Below are 22,021 nucleotides of genomic sequence, written 5' to 3'. Positions count from 1 at the left end.
GCAATGAAATGACCGGAGGGCGTCAAATGGCCAATGATGTGATGGAAATGCCGCTGCAGTATCTCGACAAGGCGGTGGGGGCCATCAAGAACCTCGGTATCTGGCCTGAACAGCCAGCCGAGCAGCCCATCACCGGCCTGCTCAACGAGATCACTGGCTATGACGAAACCAAGGTGATTCTCATCGGCCGCACGCTGACCCAGGCGAGCGCCTTCAACGACGTTGTCCGCTCGCAGGTCGCTGCCATGAATGTCGGCGAGCGCTACGAGGACATCACCAACAATTTCAATTCCATCCGCGACGATGCCAAGGGCATGGTCGACCAGCTCGACGACGGCAAGCTCGACGTCATCGAGCGCGTCTCCAACGTCTGGATGAAGGTCAGCCGCGGCGACATCGCCACCCGCTTCAACAAGATCCGCGACACCTATCTGGATGTCTCCAAGGAGACCAAGAACCAGATCGATCGCGAGTACACCATTCTCGAGGCCTATCGCGATTTCCGCGGTGCCCTTAAGCAGGCCGAAGTCATGGCGCTCGAACTGCTCGACGTCGCAACCCGGGACCTCGACGAGAAGAAGGCCGAGCTCAAGGCCGCCGGCGACGCGCTCGCCGCCTTCGCCGATGGCACGGCCGCCGACCGGGCGCGTCTGGAGATGTCCCGTGACGAACGGCTGCGCGATCTGCAGAACGAGGAACGTCGCTACCAGATCGTCAAGGATCTCTCGGACAACCTGACCATCTCCTACTCCACCTCCGAAGTGGTGATGGCCCGACTGATGCAGACCACCCAGGCCAAGGAACGTGTCTATCAGCAGTCCATCTCGTTCTTTTCCACCAACGAGACCGTCTTCACCGCGCTCTCGGCTTCGTTCACCGGCCTGTTCGGCCTGCATGAATCGACCGAAACGCTGAACGCCATGAAGGAAGGGATGAGCAAGAGCCTCGAAACCCTGTCCGAGATCGGCGGCAAGGTGCAGGAAGAGGCGGTCAAGGCCGGCTACGGCCCGACCATCCGCGCCGACGCCGTCAAGAAGCTCGTCGACTCGGTGATCAACTTCCAGGAAAAATCGCGCACCATCATCAACGAGATGCGCGACCTCTCCACCAAGAACTCCGCCGAGATCCGTGACGCAGTCGAAGATGGCAAGCGCCGCCTTGCTCTGCTGGCTGCCGAAGGCAACGCCCTGATGCTGGAAACCAAAAAGGCCTGATGAGCACTGCCGAGGCCTCCACGGCCCCACTGGATGATGTGATGCTGGCCATGGATGTGGTGGATACGCTCCGCCACAACCAGGATCTTGTCATGCGCGAACTCTCCGAGGAGAGCCGCGAGAAGGCGCTGATCGACAAGCTCCGCGACATCTATCATCAGCAGGGCATCGAGGTTCCCGATCACATCCTCAAGGAGGGCGTCTCCGCCCTCGCCGAGAACCGCTTCGTCTATACCGCGCCGGCGCCCGGGTTCGGCACCACGCTGGCCCGCCTCTATGTGGGCCGCAAGCGCTGGCTGCCGGCGGTGGCCACCATCATCGTGCTGCTCGCCATCGGTTTCGGCGGCTACTTCTTCGCCTACAAGCCCTTCGAGCAAAGCCAGATCGTTGCCGCCCGCAACGAACTCGAGGTCGTCCTCCCCCAGCAGATGGACACCATCTACCAGACCATCTTCGAGGAGACCAAGGTGCAGCAGGCGGCCATCCAGGCCGACGCGCTGCGCACCCGCGGCAAGCTCTACGCCGAGGAGGGAAACCGCGTCGCTGCCGAAAAGGCGCTGGCCGACATGATCTCCATCCGCGATACGCTGCGCCAGGTCTATGACCTCAGGATCGTCAACCGGGAGGGCGTCAAGTCCGGCTTCTGGACCTTCCCCGAGATCAACACCGAGGCCACCAACTACTACATCGTCGTCGAGGCGCTCGACGACAGCGGCAAGGCGCTCGAGCTGCCGATCCTCAACGAGGAGAACGGCGAAACCGAAACGGTCAACATCTGGGGCCTGCGCGTGCCCGAAAGCGTCTACCGCTCGGTCGAGGCCGACAAGCTCAACGACGGGATCATCCAGAGCAATATCGTGGGGCTCAAGCAATATGGCTTTCTCGATGTCGACTACACCGTGCCGGTGCTCGGCGGCGCTGTGACCAGGTGGTGATCCGATGACACTCTCCGGTCCCGAAGCCCTCAATTCGCTCAATGAAGCGCTCGGCGACATCCGGCGCGAGGAAGACGAAATCGCCAGGCGCCTGGCGCGGTCGGCCGAACTCGTCAGCAAGATCCGCGAAACCGAGAACGAGCTGTTCCGCCAGCTGGCCGAAGTCCGTCTCGACAGCGGCACCCAGGCCGAGCTGGGGACGCGCCTCACCGATGCCGAGACCCGTGCCCGCGACATGCTCAAGCAGCACGCCGCCGAACTGAGCGCCACCGAGGCGGCGCTCAAGGCCCAGGACCAGAAGATCACCGCCCTCACCGCCGACCGGACGGCGCTGGCCACCCGGGCGGGCAAGCTGCAGGATCAGCTCAAGGCCATTGCCGACCGCATCGAGGCCGAGGCAACGGGCAATGCCGAATATGCCGCGCAACGCGCCCTGGCCGAACAGCTCAGCCACGTCGCCGACGAAGCGATGCGCAAGACCGAGCAGGCCGAGGCCGACCGCGATGAGAAGGGCAAGCCCTACCGCGACGATCCTCTCTTCATGTACCTGTGGGAGCGCAGCTACGGCACACGCAACTATCGCGCCAACAACCTGATCGCCTGGCTCGACGGGCACGTCGCCCGGCTCGTCGGCTATCCCGAGGCGCGGCCCAACTTCGCCATGCTCAACGACATCCCGATGCGCCTGCGCGAGCATGCCGAGCGGCAGCAGCAGACCGCCGCCGAGGCACGCGACAGGCTGGCCGATCTGGCCAACGCCGCCATCGATGCGGCCGGCGGCAAGCCGATCCGCGCCGACCTCGATGCCGCCACCGCCCGCATGGCGGAGATCGACGAGGAGATCGTCACCCTTGAGGATCAGCGCGACGAACTGGCCCGCCAGCAGCGCGATCTCGCCCAGGGCAGCGATCCCGCCTTTGCCTCTGCCATCTCCGCCCTCGCCGAAGCGCTGCAGCGCGGCGACATGCAGACCCTCCTTGCCGAGGCCCGCATGACCCGCACGGGTCGCGACGACACCATCGTCAAGCAGATCGACGACGCCCGTTCCCGTGCCACCGAGGAAGATAGCGAAGCCCGGGAGCAGAAGGCCCGCCTGAAGATCCTCGCCGCGCGCCGCCGCGAACTCGAGGACATCCAGTACGAGTTCAAGAAGGCGCATTACGACAATCCGCGCTCCACCTTTCGCGAGGACAAGCTGGTGGGCGATCTGCTCAACGATTTCCTGCGCGGCGGCATCAGCGCCGCCGGCTATTGGGAGCAGTGGCGGCGCAGCCAGAACTGGACCGGCGGCGCACCCGGCAGCAGCCAGAGCCGCTCCGGGTCGGGCGGCAATTTTGATTGGCCCGATATTAGCTTTGGCGGCGGCTCGTCCTCGTCGCGCCGCTCGTCCGGCGGCTCCTGGGGACGCCTGCCGGGTGCCTCCTCGGGCGGCGGCTTTTCCCGCCCCCGCTCCGGCTCCTCGGGCAACCGCAGCGGTGGCGGCTTCAAGACCGGCGGCGGTTTCTAGCCCGCGATCCGGGCGCGCCTTCGCGCCTCAGAGCACCGACTGCGCCCAGTCGATGCAATATTGAGCGACCTCTTCCCAGCCCTTTTCGCCAGTGAGGAAATGGTCGCGATCCGCGAACTGCTTGAAGTCGGTTCGCACCGGCGCCTGCTTCTGCACGGTGTAGACGGCGCGCGCCAGGTAGGGCGTCACCGTCCTGTCGTGTTCGGCCGCAATCACCAGCAGCGGCTGCTTGCGCTGCTTCGGCCTGACCGCGGTGCCGATCATGCCGGCTGCCTGGTAGAAGATGTTGGTCGGCGTCGGCACCACACAGGCATCGTAGGCCGCCCGCTGCTCGGTTGCCGGGACGCTATTGGCAAAGTTCCTGGCAAAGCCCTCGCGGCTGATCGTGAACGTGCTGCCGGGGCCGGCGAGCAGGGGCGGGATGGCGGCCAGCAGCGACACCGGGCCGGGCAGGGCGCCGGCCACCGGCCCCGGCGCCAGCGCGATGCCGGCAAGTCCATAGCCGCGGTCGAGCAGCAGCTGCGCGATCAGTCCGCCCATCGAATGGCCGATGATCAGGGGCTGCTCCTCGAGCCCGTCGATGATCTGCCGGTAGTGCTCGACGATCTTGCCGAGGGTCAGCTTTGCCAGCCGCTTGTCGACATGGGCCCGGAGCGCGGCGGGAGCGCCGTCCAGATAGGGCCAGGCCGGCGCCACGGTCTCGAAGGCGGCAGCGGCAAACGCACTGCGGAACTTGTCCCAGCTTTTCTGCGTGCATCCAGGCGCCGGTGATGAACAGCACCGTACGCGTGGAGAGGTTGGCAGTCCGCAGCAGGGCCTCTGCGCGATCGGGACCGATGGCCATTCTCATCTCCTCAAGTCACCGCAAGGCGCCGCCGCTCTGTCCCTCGAAGTCGCTGCCTAGCCCGAATGGCCCGCACATGCGGGAAGCGTGCCGCTCGTCCCCGTGCTCGCCAGCAGGGTGGCTATGCTCTCGTTGCGCAGCAGCGGCTCCAGCGCCCCGCTGCCCGGCAGGGCGATCAGCACCGAGACCCGGGTGGTCGCAGGGTCGATCACATCGGTCCGGCAGAACCGCGGCGCGATCGAGAAAACCGGCGTGTTTGGCGCCACCCCGGTCTGCGCGATGCCCTTGGCCCAGGCCTGCGCCTCGCGGATGCGGGTCTTGTCGGCATCCGAAAATCCGAGCAGGTAATAGGTCCGCGCGTTGGCCGGCGGCGGCAGCGTCCCGGCAACCTCGCTGCCATCGCCCGGCACTAGTCTGGCCACGACACGTCGCTCCCCTTGCCCGGCAATGGCAATGGCCAGCGTCACTTCCAATTCCCCGCTGATCGGCTCAAGCGTCTCTGGCACGTCGAACGCCAGCACCAGGCTGCCGATGTCGTCGTTGAGATAGTCCAGTGCCCGCAGCTTCGCCGCCGTCGGCATGGAGAGGCTGGAACACGCGGCAAGCAGCGCAACCGCCGCCACGCTGGCGATTGATTTGATGGTTTTCATCGCATGCTCCAGGACCGGTCCGTCACGCTAGCGGATTCCCGCTGCCGCCGAAACGGGGGTTGATCAGGCAGTGTCCGGCAGCCGATTTTTGAACACTTGGTCAAAAATTGCGGTTTTACCTCTTGCCCAATACCGAATTGCGCGATTGTATTCGTGCCCAACGCGTGCGGGCTGTCAGGGCCAATCGTGCGCGAAACAGGGAGACTGATGAATGAACAAGTTTGTGAAGCATCTCGGCGCACTTGCCACCGGCGTCGCCATGACGGCACTTCTCGCGGGTGCTGCGATGGCTGAGCCGGCCGTGATCTACGATCTGGGCGGCAAGTTCGACAAGTCCTTCAACGAGGCTGCCTACAACGGCGCCGAATCCTGGAAGGCCGAGACCGGCAACAGCTTTCTCGATCTCGAACTGCAGAACGACGCTCAGCGCGAGCAGGCACTTCGCCGCTTCGCTTCGCAGGGAGCCAACCCCATCGTGATGGCCGGCTTCTCCTGGGGCACTGCCCTTGGCACCGTCGCCGCCGAATTCCCGGACACCAACTTCGTCGTCATCGACGCCGTGGTCGATGCACCCAACGTGCAGTCGATCATCTTCGACGAGCACACCGGCTCGTTCCTCGTCGGCGCCATTGCCGCGCTCACCTCCAAGACCGGCACTGTTGGCTTTGTCGGCGGCATGGACGTGCCGATCATCCACAAGTTCTACTGTGGCTACGCCCAGGGCGCCAAGGCGGCCAATCCGGACGTCAAGGTCATCGAGAACTACACCGGCACCACCCCGGCTGCCTGGAACGACCCGGTCACCGCCGGTGAACTCGCCAAGGCGCAGTTCGATGCCGGTGCCGACGTTTCCTTCGCCGCTGCGGGCGGTTCGGGCCTCGGCGTTCTGCAGGCCGCCGCCGATGCCGGCAAGTACTCGATCGGCGTCGACAGCAACCAGAACTACCTGCATCCCGGTTCGGTCCTGACCTCGATGCTCAAGCGCGTCGACGTCGCCGTCAAGACGGCCATGACCGAGGCCGGTGACGACGCCACCTTCAAGCCGGGCATCACCGTGCTCGGTCTCGCCGAAGACGGCGTCGGCTATGCGCTCGACGACAACAACTCGACTCTCATCACCGAGGACGTCAAGACCGCCGTGGAAGACCTCAAGGCCAAGATCATCTCCGGCGAGATCACGGTCCACGACTATACCGCCGACAGCACCTGCCCCGGCGTCTGATCGTCGTGACAGCTGACGCCCAATCGGGTGGAACCAGTGTGCAGCGGCCCTCCGGGGCCGCTGCATCCGAATTTGCGATCGAGCTGAGCAAGATCAACAAGCATTTCGGCCCGGTCCACGCCAACAAGGATATCGACCTCGCGGTGCGCCGCGGGTCCGTGCACGGCATTGTCGGCGAGAATGGCGCGGGCAAGTCGACACTGATGTCGATCCTCTATGGCTTCTACCAGGCCGACAGCGGCGAAATCCGCGTCAACGGCACGCCGCAGGAAATCAGCGATTCCCGTCATGCCCTCGCTCTGGGCATCGGCATGGTCCACCAGCACTTCATGCTGGTCGACAACTTCTCTATTCTCGAAAACGTCGTGCTTGGCGCCGAGGACAGCGCGCTGATCGGCCCCTCGCTGGTCCGCGCCCGCGCCGAACTCACGCGCCTCGAGGAGGAATACAATCTCGAGGTCGATCCCGACGCCATCATCGAGGATGTCTCTGTGGGCACCCAGCAGCGCGTCGAAATCCTCAAGGCCCTCTATCGCGGCGCCGACGTGCTGATCCTCGATGAGCCGACCGGCGTGCTCACGCCCGCCGAGGCCGACGATCTGTTCCGCGTCCTGCGCGTCCTGCGCGACCAGGGCAAGACCATCATCCTGATCACCCACAAGCTGCGCGAGATCATGGCCATTACCGATTACGTGTCGGTCATGCGTCAGGGCGAGATGGTGGCAACCCTCGAGACCTCCAGCACCAATCCCGAAAAACTGGCCGAGCTGATGGTCGGCCGCCACGTGCTGCTGCGCGTCGACAAGGGCCCGGCCAACCCCGGCGAAGCCTATCTCTCGGTCGAAAATCTGGTCGTCAAGGACGACCTCGGCGTCACCCGCGTCAAGGATGTGAGCTTTACCGTGCGTGCCGGCGAGATCGTCGGCATCGCCGGTGTCGCCGGCAATGGCCAGAGTGAGTTGCTTGAGTCCGTGTCCGGCATGCGTGACCAGTCCGGCGGCACCGTGCGGCTGAAGGGCACGCCCCTCTCGCTCGAAGGCGATGACGGCGCCGCCCGCGCCCGTCAGGCCGGCCTTGCCCACGTTCCCGAGGATCGTCAGCGCATGGGTCTGATCACTGCGCTCGAGGAATGGGAAAACAACATGCTCGGCTATCAGGATGACCGCCTCTACGGCAAAGGCATCCTACTCGACATCAAGGCCGCCCGCGCCCAGGCCCGGGAGCGCATCGAAAAGTTCGATGTCCGCCCCGCCAACGAGCGCCTGAAGACGGCTTCGTTCTCCGGCGGCAACCAGCAGAAGATCGTGCTGGCCCGCGAGATGGAGAGCGACCCCGACGTGCTCATCGTCGGCCAGCCCACCCGTGGCGTCGACATCGGTGCCATCGAGTTCATCCACAACCAGATCATCAAGATGCGCGACGCCGGCAAGGCCATCCTGCTCGTTTCGGTCGAGCTCGACGAGATCCGCTCGCTCTCGGACCGCATCCTCGTCATGTTCGACGGCCACATCGTCGGCGAGGCCGATCCGGCAACCGCCACCGAGGCCGAACTCGGCCTGATGATGGCCGGCGTCACCGGCGCCAAGGCCGCGAAGGCTCCCGCATGAGCTCCAGTACGCTGAAACCGCTGCCGACCTGGGCCGATGTGGTCCTGCTGCCGCTGCTCAACCTGGCTCTTGCCTTCGTCGTATCCGGTCTGGTCGTGCTGGCCATCGGCCAGGATCCGCTGGCGGCGCTGAATGCCATTGTCACCGGCGCCTTCGGCTCGGGCTACAACATGGGCTACACGCTCTACTATTCGACCAATTTCATGTTCACCGGCCTCGCCGTCGCCGTGGCCGCGCATGCCGGGCTCTTCAACATCGGCGGCAACGGCCAGGCCTATATCGCCGGGCTCGGCGTCATCGCCGTGGCCCTGCCGCTGCAGTTCCTGCCCTGGTGGCTCACCTTCCCCATTGCCGTGCTCGCCGGCGCGGCTGTTGGCGGCTTCTGGGCCTTCATTCCGGGCTGGCTGCAGGCCAAGCGCGGCAGCCACGTCGTCATCACCACCATCATGTTCAACTTCATCGCTGCCGCGATCATGGTCTACATGGTGGTCAACGTGCTCAAGCCGGCCGGCGTGCTGGCGCCTGAATCGGCTATGATCGCCGCCGAGGGCCGCATGCCCAAGCTGGGCACCTTCATTCCCTTCTTCCGCAATACCGACGTCAACTTCACGCTGTTCCTGGCGCTGGGCTGTCTCGTCGGCGCCTATTTCCTGATCTGGCACACGCGCTTCGGCTTCGCCATGCGCGCCCTCGGCCACAACCCCACCGCCACCACCTATGCCGGCATTTCCAACTCCCGCATCATCATGATCGTCATGACCCTGTCGGGGGCGCTGGCCGGCATGGTCGCGGTCAATCAGGTGGTGGGCGTGCAGTACCGGCTGGTGCTCGACTATGTCGCCGATGCCGGCTTTGTCGGCATCGCGGTGGCGCTCATGGGCCGCAACCATCCGCTCGGCATCCTGCTGGCGGCGCTGCTGTTCGGCGCCCTCTACCAGGGCGGCAATGAGCTGCAATACGTCATCCCCGGTCTCAGCCGCGAAATGGTCGTCGTCATCCAGGCGCTGGTCATCCTCTTCACCGGCGCCATGGAGGGCATGTTCCGTCCCGGGCTGCAGCGGATCTTCACGACGCTCAGTCCGCGTCAGAAGGACGAGGCCGTCGCCCGCAATACCACGCAGCCGGAGAGCTGAGCCATGGATCTGGCCATTATCCTCTCCACTCTCGATGCCACTATCCGGCTCTCCACGCCGCTGCTGCTCGCCTGCCTTGCCGGCATGTACTCCGAACGCGCCGGCGTCTTTGACATCGGTCTGGAAGGCAAGATGCTGGCGGCCGCTTTCGGCGCTGCCGCCGCTGCTGCCGTCACCGGCAATGTCTGGCTCGGCCTGCTCACCGGCCTTGCCGTTTCGATCACCACGGCCGGCCTGCAGGGCGTGGCGGCGATCACGCTGCGCGGCAACCAGCTCATCGCCGGCGTTGCCATCAACATGCTGGCCGCCGGCCTCACCACCTTCCTCGGTATCCAGTGGTTCGCCCAGGGCGGCCGCACGCCGCAGCTCACCCCCGACGGGCGCTTCGGCAATATCGATCTGCCCTTTGCGGTCGAGCTCACCAACGTCCCGGTTGTCGGCCAGATTTATTCCGAGCTCATCAGCGGCCACAACCTGCTGGTCTATATCGCCTTCATCGCCGTGCCGATCACCTGGTACGTGCTGTTCCGCACCCGCTTCGGCCTGCGGCTCCGCGCCGTCGGCGAGAACCCCAAGGCAGTGGATACGGCCGGCATTTCCGTCATCCGCATGCGTTATCAGGCGGTGCTCATCACCGGCCTGCTCTGCGGCTTTGCCGGTGCCTTCTTCTCCATTGCCCAGGGCTCCGGCTTCGGCAACAACATGACCGCCGGCAAGGGCTTCATCGCGCTGGCCGCCCTGATCTTTGCCAAGTGGAAGCCGGTGCCGGCCATGTTCACCTGCCTCCTCTTCGGCTTCCTCGATGCCTTGCAGATCCGTCTCCAGGGCGTCGAACTGCTCGGCATACAGGTCCCCGTCCAGGCCATCCAGGCGCTGCCCTACGTTCTCACGGTGGTGCTGCTCGCCGGCTTCATCGGCAAGGCGGTGGGCCCCAAGGCCGGTGGCGTGCCCTATACCAAGGATCGATGACAATGGCGGTCACCGACGCCGACCTCTTCGCCGCTGCCGACGCCATCCGCGCCAGGGCCTATGCGCCCTACTCGAAATTCGGGGTCGGCGCCGCCATTCTTGCCGATGACGGCAAGATCTACGCCGGCTGCAACATCGAGAACGCCGCCTATCCGCAGGGCAACTGCGCCGAGGCCTCGGCCATTGCCGCCATGATTGCCGGTGGCGCGCACAAGATCCGTCGCATCTATGTCACTGGACCCGGAGCCGCGCCGGTGACACCCTGTGGTGGCTGTCGCCAGCGCATTCGCGAGTTTGCCGAGACGCTCGACATTGTCGTGATCTCGCATGGCGTCGATGGCGAGCCGCTGCAGTCCACGCTCGCGGCCCTGTTGCCGCATTCGTTCGGCCCGGAATATCTGGGCAGGTAGCCCCACCGCCAAATCGCCGCAAAAGTCGGCGAGAGCAGGGGCAGGAGGCCAAAATGGCACTGAGAGTTGTTGATAAGCCGTCGTCTTCCGAGACCGGCACAGAAACCCGGGCCGATGCCGGCGGCACCGCCGTGACTACCACCGCGCACGCGCCGCACCGGCGCAATCCCGGCTTTCCGCTCGATCTCGACTGGGTCGGCCGCGTCCGCATGAACCGATCGGCGCTGGAGCGCCGCGCCGGCACCATCGGCGCCCGCCGCACCGTCAAGAAGGAGTGGCAGGTCGCCTGGCTGCTCAAGGCCATCAGCCTGATGGACCTCACGACCCTCAATTCCGATGATACGCCCGGTCGCGTCGAGCGCCTCTGCGCCAAGGCCCGCCATCCGCTGCGCAGCGACATCGTCGATGGCCTCGGCATTGCCGAGCTCGATCTCAAGCCGGCCGCCGTCTGCGTCTACCACGCCTTCGTCGAAACCGCCGTGAAGGCACTCGAAGGCACCGGCATCCCGGTCGCCGCCGTGTCCACCGCCTTCCCGCACGGTCTCGCCCCGCTCGACACCAAGCTGCGGGAAATCGAAGCCTCGGTCGCCGCCGGCGCCAGGGAGATCGACATCGTCATCGAGCGCCATATGGTCCTCAACGGCGACTGGCAGGGCCTCTACGACCAGATCCGCGCCTTCCGCAAGGCCTGCGGCGACGCCCACATCAAGACCATCCTGGGCACCGGCGAACTGGCGACGCTCACCAATGTCGCCAAGGCCTCGCTGGTCTGCATGCTGGCTGGCGCCGATTTCATCAAAACCTCGACCGGCAAGGAAAAGGTCAACGCCAACCTGCCCACCTCGCTGGCCATGATCCGCATGATCCGCTGGTTCCACGAGGAGACCGGCATCGAGATCGGCTACAAGCCCGCCGGCGGCATTTCCACCGCCAAGGCCTCGCTCGATTATCTGGCGCTGATGAAGGAAGAACTCGGCACCCACTGGCTGCAGCCTCACCTCTTCCGCTTCGGCGCGTCGTCGCTCCTGACCGACATCGAACGCCAGCTCGAACACGGCCTCACCGGCCACTACGCCGCCGATTACCGCATGCCGATGGTCTAGCGTCAGGGCCCAGCCCAAACCACCGGCACGACGCGCCACCTTCTCCGTGAAGGGAAAAGTGACGTTGACTGAGACATGGCCGCCTCGCCTTCTCCCCTTGCGGGAGAAGGTGCCCGAAGGGCGGATGAGGGGTTCCTCCCCTGCGCAGCGGGGGAGGGGGACCAGCAAAGCTGGGGGAGGGGGCGAGATGCCCCGAGCGAGAGAAACAACATGAACAAGATCACGCAAATCTTCGAAACCCTCGACTACGGTCCCGCCCCGGAATCCGCCGATGTCGCGCTCGCCTGGCTCGCCGCGCATGACAGCAAGTTCGGCCATTTCATCAATGGCGCCTGGGCCAAGCCAGGCAAGACCTTCGCCTCCGACAATCCGGCCACCGGCAAGCCGCTGGCGCAGATCACCGATGGCACGGCCAGGGATGTCGACGCCGCCGTGAAAGCCGCGCGCGCCGCCTTCCCCGGCTGGAGCGCCCTCTCCGGCTACGAGCGCGGCAAGTTCCTCTATGCCATCGCCCGCCTGGTGCAGAAGCACAGCCGCCTCTTTGCCGTGCTCGAGACCCTCGACAACGGCAAGCCGATCCGCGAGAGCCGCGACATCGATATCCCGCTGGTCGCCCGCCATTTCTATCACCACGCCGGCTGGGCCCAGCACCTCGAGCGCAGCTTCCCCGACCAGGTGCCCTATGGCGTCTGCGGCCAGATCATCCCGTGGAATTTCCCGCTGCTGATGCTGGCCTGGAAGATCGCCCCGGCGCTGGCCGCCGGCAACACCGTGGTGCTCAAGCCCGCCGAGTTCACCTCGCTCACCGCGCTGCTCTTTGCCGAAATCTGCGACAAGGCCGGCTTGCCCAAGGGGGTTGTCAACATCGTCACCGGCCAGGGCGATACCGGCGCCGCCATTGTCAACCACGACGATGTCGACAAGATCGCTTTCACCGGCTCGACCGAAGTCGGCAAGATCATCCGCGCCGCCACCGCCGGCACCGGCAAGGGCCTCAGCCTCGAGCTCGGCGGCAAGTCGCCCTACATCGTCTTCGACGACGCCGATATCGACAGCGCCATCGAAGGCCTCGTCGACGCCATCTGGTTCAACCAGGGCCAGGTCTGCTGCGCCGGCTCGCGTCTCCTCGTGCAGGAATCGATCGAGCCGCGCTTCATCGAAAAGCTGAAAAAGCGCATGGCCACGCTGCGCATCGGCGATCCGCTTGACAAGGCCATCGATATCGGCGCCCTCGTCGCCCCGGTGCAGGTCGAACGCATCCGCGATCTGATGAAAAAGGGTGCTGCCGAAGGCGGTATCGTCTACGAGCCCGATCTCGATATGCCCGCCGGCGGCTGCTTCGTCAGGCCGACGCTGGTCACCGGCGTCTCGCCCAGCCACACCCTCGTCACCGAGGAAATCTTCGGGCCGGTGCTGGTCTCCATGACCTTCCGTACCCCCGAGGAAGCCGTGGCGCTGGCCAATAACACCCGCTACGGCCTCGCCGCCACCATCTGGAGCGAGAACATCAATCTCGCCCTCGACATCGCCCCAAAAATCAAGGCCGGCGTCGTCTGGATCAACGGCACCAACAATTTCGACGCCGCTGTCGGCTTTGGCGGCTACAAGGAATCCGGCTTCGGCCGTGAAGGCGGCAAGGAAGGCATGGCCTCCTACCTCAAGCCGGCCTGGGAGAAGACGCTGAAAGTGGCGCCCGCCAGCGCAGCCACGGCGAAGGCCGCGGCCGCGAGCAGCAAGTCGCAGAACCCGCTCGATGTGAGCGCCACCCCCGCCGCCATCGACCAGACCGCCAAGATGTATATCGGCGGCAAGCAGGCCCGGCCGGATTCCGGCTATGCCCGGCCTGTCCATGCCCCCGACGGCACGCTCGTCGGCGAAGTGGGCGAGGGCAACCGCAAGGATATCCGCAACGCCGTCGAGGCCGCCCGCGCGGCACTGGGCTGGTCCACCACGGCCGCGCACAGCCGCGCCCAGATCCTCTATTTCCTCGCCGAAAATCTCGAATATCGCGCCGAGGAATTTGCCGCCCGCATCAAGGCGCAGACCGGCGAGACCATTGCTGCCGCCCGCAAGGAGGTCGATGCTTCGGTCGAGCGGCTCTTCGCCTTTGCCGGCTGGGCCGACAAGTATGACGGCGCCGTGCACAATCCGCCGCTGCGCGCCGTTGCTGCCGCCATGGTCGAGCCGATCGGCGCCATGGCCATCCTGGCGCCGCCGTCGCGTCCGCTGCTCGGCTCCATCGCCCTGATCGCCCCGGCGCTCGCCATGGGCAACACCGTCGTGCTGGTCCCCTCCGAGCGTTCGCCGCTTTCGATCACCGATCTCTACCAGGTCATCGAAACGTCCGACGTGCCCTCGGGCGTCATCAACATCGTCACCGGCGACACCGCGACGCTGGCCAGAACCCTCGCCGAGCACGACGGCATCGACGCCATCTGGTGTGCCGCCAGTGCCGAGATCTCGACCATGGTCGAGAAGGCCTCGGTCGGTAACCTCAAGCAAACCTGGACCAGCCGCGGCCTCTACTACGATCTCGCCGACAAGCAGCTCTTCGAAGGCCCCTACTTCCTCTCCCGCGCCACCCAGGTCAAAAACGTCTGGATCCCCTACGGCGCCTGACCCCACACACCACCCCCGCCACCTCCCTTCTCCCCTTGCGGGAGAAGGTGGCGCGTAAGCGCCGGATGAGGGGTGGATGCTTGATTTGAACTATGACGCTCGGCCTGTCCGGCTCACGGATGTCCTCGCCTCCGACAAAAAAGCCCCGCCGAAGCGGGGCCTTCTCAATTCGCGCCGGGGCGCTTAGCGCGGCAGCAGCACGTCGTCGACCACGTGGATCACGCCATTCGACTGGTTGACGTCGGCAATGGTCACCAGCGCGGCGCCACCGGCTTCGTCAAAGATGTAGAGATGCTTGCCCTTGAGCACCGCCGTCAGGGCATCGCCGCTCAGCGTCTGCATGTTGTAACGGCCGCCATGCGCCTTGGCCTTCTGCATCAGCTCGGCACCCGACAGCTTGCCGGCCACGACATGGGCGGTCAGCACCTTGCTCAGCTGGTCCTTGTTCTCGGGCATCAGCAGCGTGTCGACCGTGCCGGCGGGCAGGGCACCGAAGGCATCATTGGTCGGTGCAAAGACCGTGAACGGTCCCGGACCCGACAGGGCGTCGACCAGGTCGGCGGCCTTGACCGCAGCAACCAGCGTCGTGTGGTCGGCCGAGTTCACGGCATTCTCGATGATATTCTTGGTCGGATACATTTCCGCGCCGCCCACCATCGGGAAGTCGCCCGACATCTCGCTGCCGGCCATGCTGTCCTTGGCCATGTCATCGGAAGCCATTGCGTCGGTTTCGGCCATCTTGTCGCTTGCCATGGCATCGTCAGCCATCGGCACTTCCATGGCCATCGCATCGTCGGCCTTGGGCAGCAGCACCTTGTCGATGACGTGGATCACGCCGTTGCTCTGCTCCACATCGGCAATCGTCACCGTCGCGACGCCACCGGTCTCGTCGGTGATGGTGACCATGTCGCCATCGGTCTTCAGCGTCAGCACGCAGCCGCCGACGGTGGTCACTTCATGCGCGCCGCCATCGGTCGACACCATCGAGGCAATGTCGGTCGACATCGCCTTGGCGCCGATCACGTGGCAGGTCAGCACCTTGACCAGCATGTCCTTGTTTTCGGGCTTCAGCAGGTCCTCGACCGTGCCGGCCGGCAGCGCGGCGAAGGCAGCATTGGTCGGCGCCAGCACCGTGAACGGGCCGTCGCCCTTCAGGGTCTCGACAAGGCCGGCGGCCTGCACGGCAGCGACCAGCGTGGTGTGGTCGGCCGAGTTCACGGCATTGTCGATGATATCCTTGTCGGCAAACATCGCAGCGCCGCCAACCATCGGGTTTTCGGCCTGAGCCAGCGTCGGCATGAGAAGTGCGGTCGTGACTGAAAGCAGCAGCGCTTTCGTAAGTAGCTTGGTCATAGTGCCTCCCCTTTCATGGGATCCGGGTTTCATTGCCCTGGTCCCAGGTACGGGGGTGCGGTCCGAAAAGTTTCGGCGCCCGGTCACGAGGCCATGAAAGAGCAGGAGGCAGCATCGCCGCCTCCTGCCTTGGGCCGGTCAGGCCGGCACGATATTGTGGTTGAAGCGGAAGAGGTTCTCCGGGTCGTAGCTTGCTTTGATCTGCCGCAGCCGCGCCATCGTCGCGTCCGGATAGGCCGCGCGCAGCCGCTCGGTGCCTTCCGCGGCGACGAAGTTGACATAGGCACGATCCGTCTCGCCGGTGCGGATGGCTGCCAGGGCATCGCTCACCCACTTCTCGTGGCGCGGGATATCCGCCGTGCCCTCGTAGAGCGCGAGGAACGCCAGCAGCATGCCGCTCTGGCGGTGGGCAAACGCCGTGGCCCCGTCGTCGACACGGGCCACCGCGCCGCCGAGCACCCGGATCTGCAGCATCCGCACCGGTGCGTCGCACTTGTCCAGCTCTGCCAGCATCCGCGCCGCCATGGCCACGTCGAAGCCGTCGGTAAAGAGCGTACGGATCGCCACCGACGGGCGCATGTCCGGCTCTTCCGGCAGATAGAGGCTGGAGAGCGGCGCCGGTCCGATCAGGTCGGCATAGGGCGTTGCCAGTGCCCGGAACGGCGCCAGTGCCGCCGCCGCATCGGCGGCCGGGCCGGCATAGGCCATCATCGCCATCATCACGATCTTGCCGTGCAGCTCCGGCGCGAGGAACGGCAGCGGCGGCGCCGTTATCACCAGGCCGATCCCGGTCAGTTCCTCGGGCGCGGCCTTGGCCGCCGCCGCGAAGCCGGCCAGCACTTCCGGCGTCGCCGGCAGGATCAGCGGGCCGCCGACGAATTCGGGCAGGTCGTGCAGACGGAACTTGAGGCGCGTCACCACGCCGAAATTGCCGCCGCCGCCGCGCAGCGCCCAGAACAGGTCCGGGTGGCGTGTCGCGTCGGCCATGATGATGTCGCCCTCGGCCGTCACCACTTCGGCGGCCAGCAGCGAGTCGATGGTCAGGCCGTGCTTGCGTGCCAGAAAGCCGATGCCGCCGCCCAGCGTCAGCCCGCTCACGCCCACCGTGCCGGAATCGCCGAAGCCGATGATCAGTCCCTGCGCTTCCAGCGTGCGGGTGACCTCACCCGCCGTCAGTCCGGCGCCGATCCAGGCCGTATGTGCCTCGGCGTCGATATCGAAGGCAGTCAGGCGGCGCAGGTCGAGCACCAGCCCGCCGTCACAGCCGCTATGGCCGCTCACGCTATGGCCGCCGCTGCGGATCGCCAGCGGCAGGTCGGTGGCGCGGGCAAAGTTGATGACGGCGGCGACGTCTGCGGCATTGGCGGGACGGATGACGGCGGCAGGGCGCGGGTCCCAGTTGCCGTGCGGCAGGTGGCGCACCGCATCGTACTGCGTGTGCCTGGGTGCGATGACCTCGCCCTTGAGGCTCATCGCCAGCATGTCGATCTGGTCTTCAATTGAAAAACGCTTGTCCAATTCCCATTGGTCTCCTGAAAGCCCCCGCTTTCGGGGCGGCGCTCTAGGGGCTTTCAGGTGAACCGGAACTGAACGGCAGGTTCAGCTCTCGCCATGCCCCATCCGCAGCACGACATTGCCCCGCTTGCGCCCGCTTTCGACATAGACATGGGCCTCGACGATGCTCTCCAGCGGATAGATCCTGTCGATCACCGGCATGAACTTGCCGGCCTTTGCCAGCTCCGCCAGGAACCTCAGGCTGTCCACGGTCACCGCCGCCACGCCGGCAATCGCCTGCTTGCCGCTCCCCTTGGCGGGCTTGTCCAGGCCGAGGCTCTGGGCAAAGCTGCCCAGCACTAGCAGCAGTCGTCCGCCCGGCTTCAGCGAACCTTCCCATGCCGCCATCTTCACCGTGCCATTGGCATTGAGGATCAGGTCATAGGTCTCGCCGCTCCTGGTGAAATCCTCGCGGGTGTAGTCGATCACATGGTCGGCCCCGAGCGAGCGGACGAGGTCGGCATTGGCGCCGCTGCTCACACCGGTGACCTCGGCCCCCAGCGCCTTGCCGATCTGCACCGCCGCGCTCCCCACCGCGCCCGAGGCGCCGACCACCAGCAGTTTGTCGCCGGGCTTGATCGCGCCCTTGTCGCGCAGGAAGCTGAGCGCCGTGGTGCCGCCGAACGACAGGGCCGCCGCTTCCTCAAAGCTCAGGTTTTCCGGCATGGGGGCCACAAGGCCATCCTCGGCCATGGTGATATATTCGGCATGGGCCCCCATCCTGGCGCCGGGCGAGGCAAATACCTTGTCCCCGGTCTTGAACCGCGTCACGGCGGCGCCCACGGCCTCCACCACACCCGACAGTTCGGTGCCCAGCACCGGCTTGCGCGGTCCGAAGACCCCGAACACCAGCCGGCCGATCAGCCCGAAGCCGGGTGGCAGGTCGAGGGTGCGGGCGCGCCAGTCGCCGCTGCTCACGGTCGCGGCTTCGATGCGGATCAGCAGCTCATTGTCCTTGGGAGTCGGGGTGGGCAGGTCGGCGATGGCAACGACGCTCGGTGCGCCATAGCGATGATAAACAGCGGCTTTCATGTCAGGTCTCCTGAATGTGTGTGAAGGGTGTCTCGGGAAAGGGGCACTGCGCGTCCGGCGCAGTGCCTTGGGCGTCAGGCCAGGGCGGCCCGGTTCAGTGCGGCCTTGAACGATGCTGTCTTCGGGCCCTTGATCAGCAGCCAGAAGGCGAAGGCCAGCTCGCCGATCGTCGCAATCACCAGCAGGCCGATGATCGCCATGCCCAGCAGGTCGTTCTCGACAAAGGTCACCTTGCTCAGTCCCTCGAGCATGTAACCGAGGCTGCCCACCAGCATGGCGCCACCGAGCAAGGCCGGCAGGTAGCCCGAGCGGATCACCAGCACGCCCAGCACCGCCAGCGAGAAGCCGAAGAAGATGTCCCAGATGAAGATGCCGTAGGCATGCGCATCCATGAACAGCATCACCAGGTCCTGCAGCGCAGCGTCCGGCGCGCCCTCGAGGCGGCTGAGCAGCAGCATCGGCATGACGTGGATCAGCACATTGGTGGCCATCACCATCACTTCGGCCAGCCGGGCGATCATGGCGATCAGGGCCAGCGTCGGGCTCACCGGCTTGAGTAGCATGTAGAGCATCACCGAGAGCGCGATCTCGATCAGCATGATGGCGACGTCGCCGGCCAGCCCCATCGCAAACAGCCCGGGCTGGGCCATCAGGTTGGCGGTTGTTGTAGCGGCATCACCGGCCAGGATCAGCGTCGACGGCACATAGCCGATGCTGAAGGCAGCGATCACGGCAATCGCCAGATAGAGCATGCCCGCCAATCTTGCATAGGTCGTCGGCGAGCGGGTGATCAGGTGTTCGGTCATCGTCCAGTCCTCTCAATGTGGTCCGCCGTCCCGGAAAAAGGTCAAGGGCGGTCCATCGCACGCCGGAAATCCGCGCGCGGCTTGGGGTTCGGCGGCGCTGTGAGCCGCATTGTCTTGCTGTGGTGTCGCCCTTCGGGATCGTTTCCCGCCGGCCGTGATCAAAGTTCTAGGCCGGTCGCCCCGACATTGGTATTGACCAATATGGTTCGCGTGATATGCAATTATGCATGGATTGGCGTGGCGTGAAGTTTGACTGGAACCGGGCGCGAGCCTTCCTCGTCACTGCCGAGGAGGGGTCGCTGTCGGCTGCCGCGCGCGCCCTTGGCATGGCGCAGCCGACGCTCGGTCGCCAGGTCGACGGGCTCGAGCAGGAACTCGGCGTCGTGCTGTTCGAGCGCACCGGGCGCGGCCTCACCCTCAGTCCCAGCGGCCTCGAACTGCTCGATCATGTGCGGGCCATGGGTGACGCCGCGGGCCGCGTCTCGCTCGCCGCCGCCGGTCAGTCGCAATCGATCGCCGGCGACATCACGATCACCGCCAGCGAAACCTATGCCGCCGTCCTGCTGCCCCCCATCCTCGCCAAGCTGCGCAAGCTGCAGCCCGGCATTCGCGTCGAGGTCATCGCCTCGAGCCGGCCCAGCGACCTGCGCCGGCGCGAAGCCGATATCGCCATCCGCAACTTCGCTCCCAGCGAGCCCGATCTCATCGCCCGCAAGATCGGCGACGCCCCGGCCCGGCTCTATGCCACGCCCGGCTATCTCGCCGGCCTCGGCCCGCTGCGCGTGCCGCACGATCTCTCGGGAGCCGATTTCATCAGCCTCGATGGCTCGGGCGGCTATCTCAAGGCGCTTAACGCCATGGGGCTCAATCTCACCGAGGCGAACTTCCCCATCATCGCCGAGAACTTTCTCGTCATGTGGGAAATGGTCAAGCAGGGGCTGGGCATTGGCGTTCTCGACGGCGATATCGGCGACGCCGAACCGCTGGTCCAGCGCGTGCTGCCCGATTTCCTGCCGATGGTGTTTCCCATCTGGCTGGTCGCCCACCGCGAGCTCAACACCAGCCGGCGGGTGCGCGTCGTCTTCGATCTGCTGGCGCGGGAACTCACCCGGCCGCGCATCTGACGGCCGGCTGGCCCGCTGCCGCCACGCTCCCGGTCCCCGCCTGCGCTAGGCTGCCGGCGGCATCAGGCCTATGGCGCTCAGCCAGTTGCCGAACAGCCCCACCCACGGGTCCGGCAGCAGGCCGTTCTCGCCATATCCAAAACCGTGCGCGCCATTGCCGAAGATGTGCAGCTCCGCCGGCTTGCCGGCCTTGTGCCAGGCCTCGTAGAGCCGGGCCGACGACACCGGCGCCACCGACATGTCGTCGTCGGCAATCACGAGGAACAGCGGCGGCGCATCGGCCGGCACCTCGAACCCCTGCCGGTAGGCGGGATAGACGCCCAGCGTGAAGTCCGGCCGGCTTGCTGCGTCATAGGTGAAGGTCGCCCCCATGGCGACGCCTCCCCCGGCCGAAAAGCCGCCAATGCCGATGCGCTGCGGATCGATGCCCCAGTCGGCCGCATGCTCGCGCACAAAGGCAATCGCCTGCCGCCCGTCCGCTTCCCCCATCTCGCGGATTTCGGTCAGCCCCACCCGGTCGGGCGGTGCCGTATCGCTGGCTTTCGCCTGCCCGAGCCGCTTCTGCAACTCGTTGCGGAACTCGAGCACCGCCGCGTCGTCATCGGGCGTCCGGCCCAGCCGGTATTTCAGCACGAACGTCGTCACGCCGCGCGCCGCCAGCCAGCGCGCCATGTCATAGCCTTCGTGGTCCATCATCAGGAAATGATAGGCACCACCCGGCGCAATGATCATCGCCGTGCCATTGGCCATGCCGGGCGACGGCTGGAACAGCGTCAGCGTCGGCGTCACCACGTTGCGGGTATAGCGCCGCTCGGCCGCGCTCCACGGGATCTGCGTCGTCCGCTCGGCCCAGTCCCAGCTCTCCGCTCCCGGTGCCACCCCCGGCCATATCCGGTACACCGCCGCCGCGCCGTCCGCCTCGGCACTACCCTGTTCGATCCGCGACGCCTCGCTCCCCGCCATAACTCGTTCCTCCATTTATCGTTTTGTCCATTAGGACATCAGCAATGGAGACGCGCAAGAGCCCACAAATATCGCTTCCGCGCCAACCGGCGCCATGCCATCAGAGATGCATAACTGCACCCCCAGGAAAACCCGCACGATGCGCCGCCTGTTCCTTCTGACAGCCTTGCTGCTGCCGGTCTCGCTCGCCCACGCCCAGACCAGCGACGACGTCATCGACCAACTCGATGCCGCGCTCTTTTGCGCCACCGCCTTCGCCATGGCTCTCGAGACCCCCGATCTCCCCACCGACAAGGCCGAGCACTACAGCCAGGCCTCCGAGGACCTGTTCGCCGGCGCCTATGTGTCGATGACGCAAAGCGGTATGCCCGAGGCGAAAATCGACGAGATTGCCAAAGCCTATCTCGACGAGGTCGCCGCCGCCATTTCCTCGAATACCGACATGCGCTTCTCCGAAGCCGACTGCAACGCTGCCCACGCCGCCATCACCGGCTGACCCATCGCGCTGCACTCTCCGCCTGATCCACCTCTCGCCGCCCTCTCCTGCTCCTCCCCCGTTCACGGGGGAGGGGGACCACGCCTTCGCGTGGTGGAGGGGGCGGCCACCGACGTCAGTTCAGAATCCGCTGGCTGGTTAAAGTCAGTCTTCTATTTTGAGCACGATGGTTTTCTCGGCGAGCTTGTGCACATCAGCCCATCGGACACCGTGCTGGCCGATTGTCCGCTTCTCGAACAGCGGCAGATATAAATGAACGCTCGACCATCGCCGGGGTCGCGGAACATGGCCGTCCGCTCCTTGGTGTGCCAGTCGGCGTCGCCGTAATTCTTGTCGTCCTTGTTCGGCGAGCTGATCATCGCTCCGTCTGAACTGGTGTAGGACGCGAAATGGCAGACGCCATATGGCGGCCAGTCAATCGTGGCCTCGTCTATGGCGCGCACTTCCGGCACCCTCTCGATCAGGAATTGCATCGCCTTC

20 protein-coding genes and 1 pseudogene are annotated in these 22,021 nt (G+C 65.7%); 12 read left to right on the top strand and 9 right to left on the bottom strand.

Annotation, left to right across the window (positions count from 1 at the left end):
• The first annotated feature begins 26 nt into the window (after positions 1-26).
• Genes AC0L4C_RS02270 through AC0L4C_RS02260 form a run of 3 tightly spaced genes read left to right on the top strand, consistent with a single transcriptional unit; the run spans position 27 to position 3,656 of the window.
• Positions 27-1,214 (top strand): cell surface protein, encoded by a 1,188-nt coding sequence (locus AC0L4C_RS02270; RefSeq protein ID WP_473401897.1) that lies wholly within the window; start codon positions 27-29, stop codon positions 1,212-1,214.
• Positions 1,214-2,149 carry a DUF6384 family protein gene (locus AC0L4C_RS02265; RefSeq protein ID WP_473401896.1) on the top strand — a complete coding sequence of 312 codons (936 nt, stop codon included), beginning with the start codon at positions 1,214-1,216 and terminating at the stop codon, positions 2,147-2,149. Before AC0L4C_RS02270 ends, AC0L4C_RS02265 begins: the two co-directional genes overlap by 1 nt.
• A 4-nt stretch (positions 2,150-2,153) precedes the next feature.
• The gene (locus tag AC0L4C_RS02260) at positions 2,154-3,656 is read left to right on the top strand and encodes a coiled-coil domain-containing protein (protein WP_473401895.1); all 1,503 of its coding nucleotides are present in this window, start codon (positions 2,154-2,156) and stop codon (positions 3,654-3,656) included.
• A 27-nt stretch (positions 3,657-3,683) separates the two neighbouring features.
• Here the strand turns inward: AC0L4C_RS02260 and AC0L4C_RS02255 are convergent, their stop codons facing one another.
• Together AC0L4C_RS02255 and AC0L4C_RS02250 are read right to left on the bottom strand one after the other, a co-directional pair.
• Positions 3,684-4,460 carry an alpha/beta fold hydrolase gene (locus AC0L4C_RS02255; protein WP_473403435.1) on the bottom strand — a complete coding sequence of 259 codons (777 nt, stop codon included), beginning with the start codon at positions 4,458-4,460 and terminating at the stop codon, positions 3,684-3,686.
• A 96-nt stretch (positions 4,461-4,556) separates the two neighbouring features.
• On the bottom strand, positions 4,557-5,150 hold the full coding sequence (locus AC0L4C_RS02250) for a hypothetical protein (protein ID WP_473401894.1): 594 nt from the start codon (positions 5,148-5,150) through the stop codon (positions 4,557-4,559).
• A 259-nt stretch (positions 5,151-5,409) separates the two neighbouring features.
• Between AC0L4C_RS02250 and AC0L4C_RS02245 the strand changes: the two genes are divergently transcribed.
• The 7 genes from AC0L4C_RS02245 to AC0L4C_RS02215 all read left to right on the top strand — a co-directional run bounded on the left by AC0L4C_RS02245 (position 5,410) and on the right by AC0L4C_RS02215 (position 14,213).
• Positions 5,410-6,372, top strand: coding sequence for a BMP family lipoprotein (locus AC0L4C_RS02245; protein ID WP_473403434.1), 963 nt, complete (start codon positions 5,410-5,412; stop codon positions 6,370-6,372).
• A 38-nt stretch (positions 6,373-6,410) separates the two neighbouring features.
• Positions 6,411-7,979 (top strand): ABC transporter ATP-binding protein, encoded by a 1,569-nt coding sequence (locus AC0L4C_RS02240; protein ID WP_473403433.1) that lies wholly within the window; start codon positions 6,411-6,413, stop codon positions 7,977-7,979.
• Positions 7,976-9,112 (top strand): ABC transporter permease, encoded by a 1,137-nt coding sequence (locus tag AC0L4C_RS02235; RefSeq protein ID WP_473401893.1) that lies wholly within the window; start codon positions 7,976-7,978, stop codon positions 9,110-9,112. Before AC0L4C_RS02240 ends, AC0L4C_RS02235 begins: the two co-directional genes overlap by 4 nt.
• A gap of 3 nt (positions 9,113-9,115) precedes the next feature.
• On the top strand, positions 9,116-10,081 hold the full coding sequence (locus AC0L4C_RS02230) for an ABC transporter permease (RefSeq protein ID WP_473401892.1): 966 nt from the start codon (positions 9,116-9,118) through the stop codon (positions 10,079-10,081).
• A gap of 2 nt (positions 10,082-10,083) precedes the next feature.
• On the top strand, positions 10,084-10,491 hold the full coding sequence (locus AC0L4C_RS02225) for a cytidine deaminase (RefSeq protein ID WP_473401891.1): 408 nt from the start codon (positions 10,084-10,086) through the stop codon (positions 10,489-10,491).
• 53 nt (positions 10,492-10,544) lie between these two features.
• Positions 10,545-11,594, top strand: a complete 1,050-nt coding sequence (deoC, locus tag AC0L4C_RS02220; RefSeq protein WP_473401890.1) for a deoxyribose-phosphate aldolase — start codon at positions 10,545-10,547, stop codon at positions 11,592-11,594.
• 210 nt (positions 11,595-11,804) lie between these two features.
• A complete protein-coding gene (locus AC0L4C_RS02215) occupies positions 11,805-14,213 on the top strand; it encodes an aldehyde dehydrogenase family protein (RefSeq protein WP_473401889.1) in 2,409 nt (802 codons plus the stop codon).
• A 183-nt stretch (positions 14,214-14,396) separates the two neighbouring features.
• Here the strand turns inward: AC0L4C_RS02215 and AC0L4C_RS02210 are convergent, their stop codons facing one another.
• From AC0L4C_RS02210 to AC0L4C_RS02190, 5 genes and pseudogenes are all read right to left on the bottom strand, one after another.
• Positions 14,397-14,918: a fasciclin domain-containing protein gene (locus AC0L4C_RS02210; protein ID WP_473403432.1), complete on the bottom strand. Its 522-nt coding sequence runs from the start codon at positions 14,916-14,918 to the stop codon at positions 14,397-14,399.
• 93 nt (positions 14,919-15,011) lie between these two features.
• A pseudogene (locus AC0L4C_RS02205) lies at positions 15,012-15,566 on the bottom strand (fasciclin domain-containing protein); the annotation flags it as partial.
• Positions 15,567-15,704: 138 nt separating this feature from the next.
• A complete protein-coding gene (locus AC0L4C_RS02200) occupies positions 15,705-17,084 on the bottom strand; it encodes an FAD-binding protein (protein WP_473401888.1) in 1,380 nt (459 codons plus the stop codon).
• An 81-nt stretch (positions 17,085-17,165) separates the two neighbouring features.
• Entirely contained in the window at positions 17,166-18,152 is a 987-nt protein-coding gene (locus AC0L4C_RS02195; protein WP_473401887.1) for an NAD(P)-dependent alcohol dehydrogenase, read from the bottom strand.
• Positions 18,153-18,226: 74 nt separating this feature from the next.
• Positions 18,227-18,958, bottom strand: coding sequence for a DUF4386 domain-containing protein (locus tag AC0L4C_RS02190; RefSeq protein WP_473401886.1), 732 nt, complete (start codon positions 18,956-18,958; stop codon positions 18,227-18,229).
• A 242-nt stretch (positions 18,959-19,200) separates the two neighbouring features.
• Here AC0L4C_RS02190 and AC0L4C_RS02185 point away from each other — a divergent pair, with 242 nt between their 5' ends.
• Entirely contained in the window at positions 19,201-20,082 is an 882-nt protein-coding gene (locus tag AC0L4C_RS02185) for a LysR family transcriptional regulator (protein WP_473401885.1), read from the top strand.
• A gap of 45 nt (positions 20,083-20,127) precedes the next feature.
• On the opposite strand, the gene AC0L4C_RS02180 is transcribed toward AC0L4C_RS02185, so the two are convergent.
• Positions 20,128-21,060 carry an alpha/beta hydrolase gene (locus AC0L4C_RS02180; protein ID WP_473401884.1) on the bottom strand — a complete coding sequence of 311 codons (933 nt, stop codon included), beginning with the start codon at positions 21,058-21,060 and terminating at the stop codon, positions 20,128-20,130.
• Positions 21,061-21,184: 124 nt separating this feature from the next.
• Here AC0L4C_RS02180 and AC0L4C_RS02175 point away from each other — a divergent pair, with 124 nt between their 5' ends.
• Complete coding sequence (locus AC0L4C_RS02175) at positions 21,185-21,541, top strand: hypothetical protein (RefSeq protein WP_473401883.1); 357 nt, start codon at positions 21,185-21,187, stop codon at positions 21,539-21,541.
• Between the two features lie 152 nt (positions 21,542-21,693).
• On the opposite strand, the gene AC0L4C_RS02170 is transcribed toward AC0L4C_RS02175, so the two are convergent.
• Positions 21,694-22,014 carry a hypothetical protein gene (locus AC0L4C_RS02170; RefSeq protein ID WP_473401882.1) on the bottom strand — a complete coding sequence of 107 codons (321 nt, stop codon included), beginning with the start codon at positions 22,012-22,014 and terminating at the stop codon, positions 21,694-21,696.
• Positions 22,015-22,021: the final 7 nt, after the last annotated feature.

Source organism: Devosia sp. J20-27 (assembly GCF_055808595.1).
This window is presented reverse-complemented; position numbering and strand designations above follow the sequence as displayed.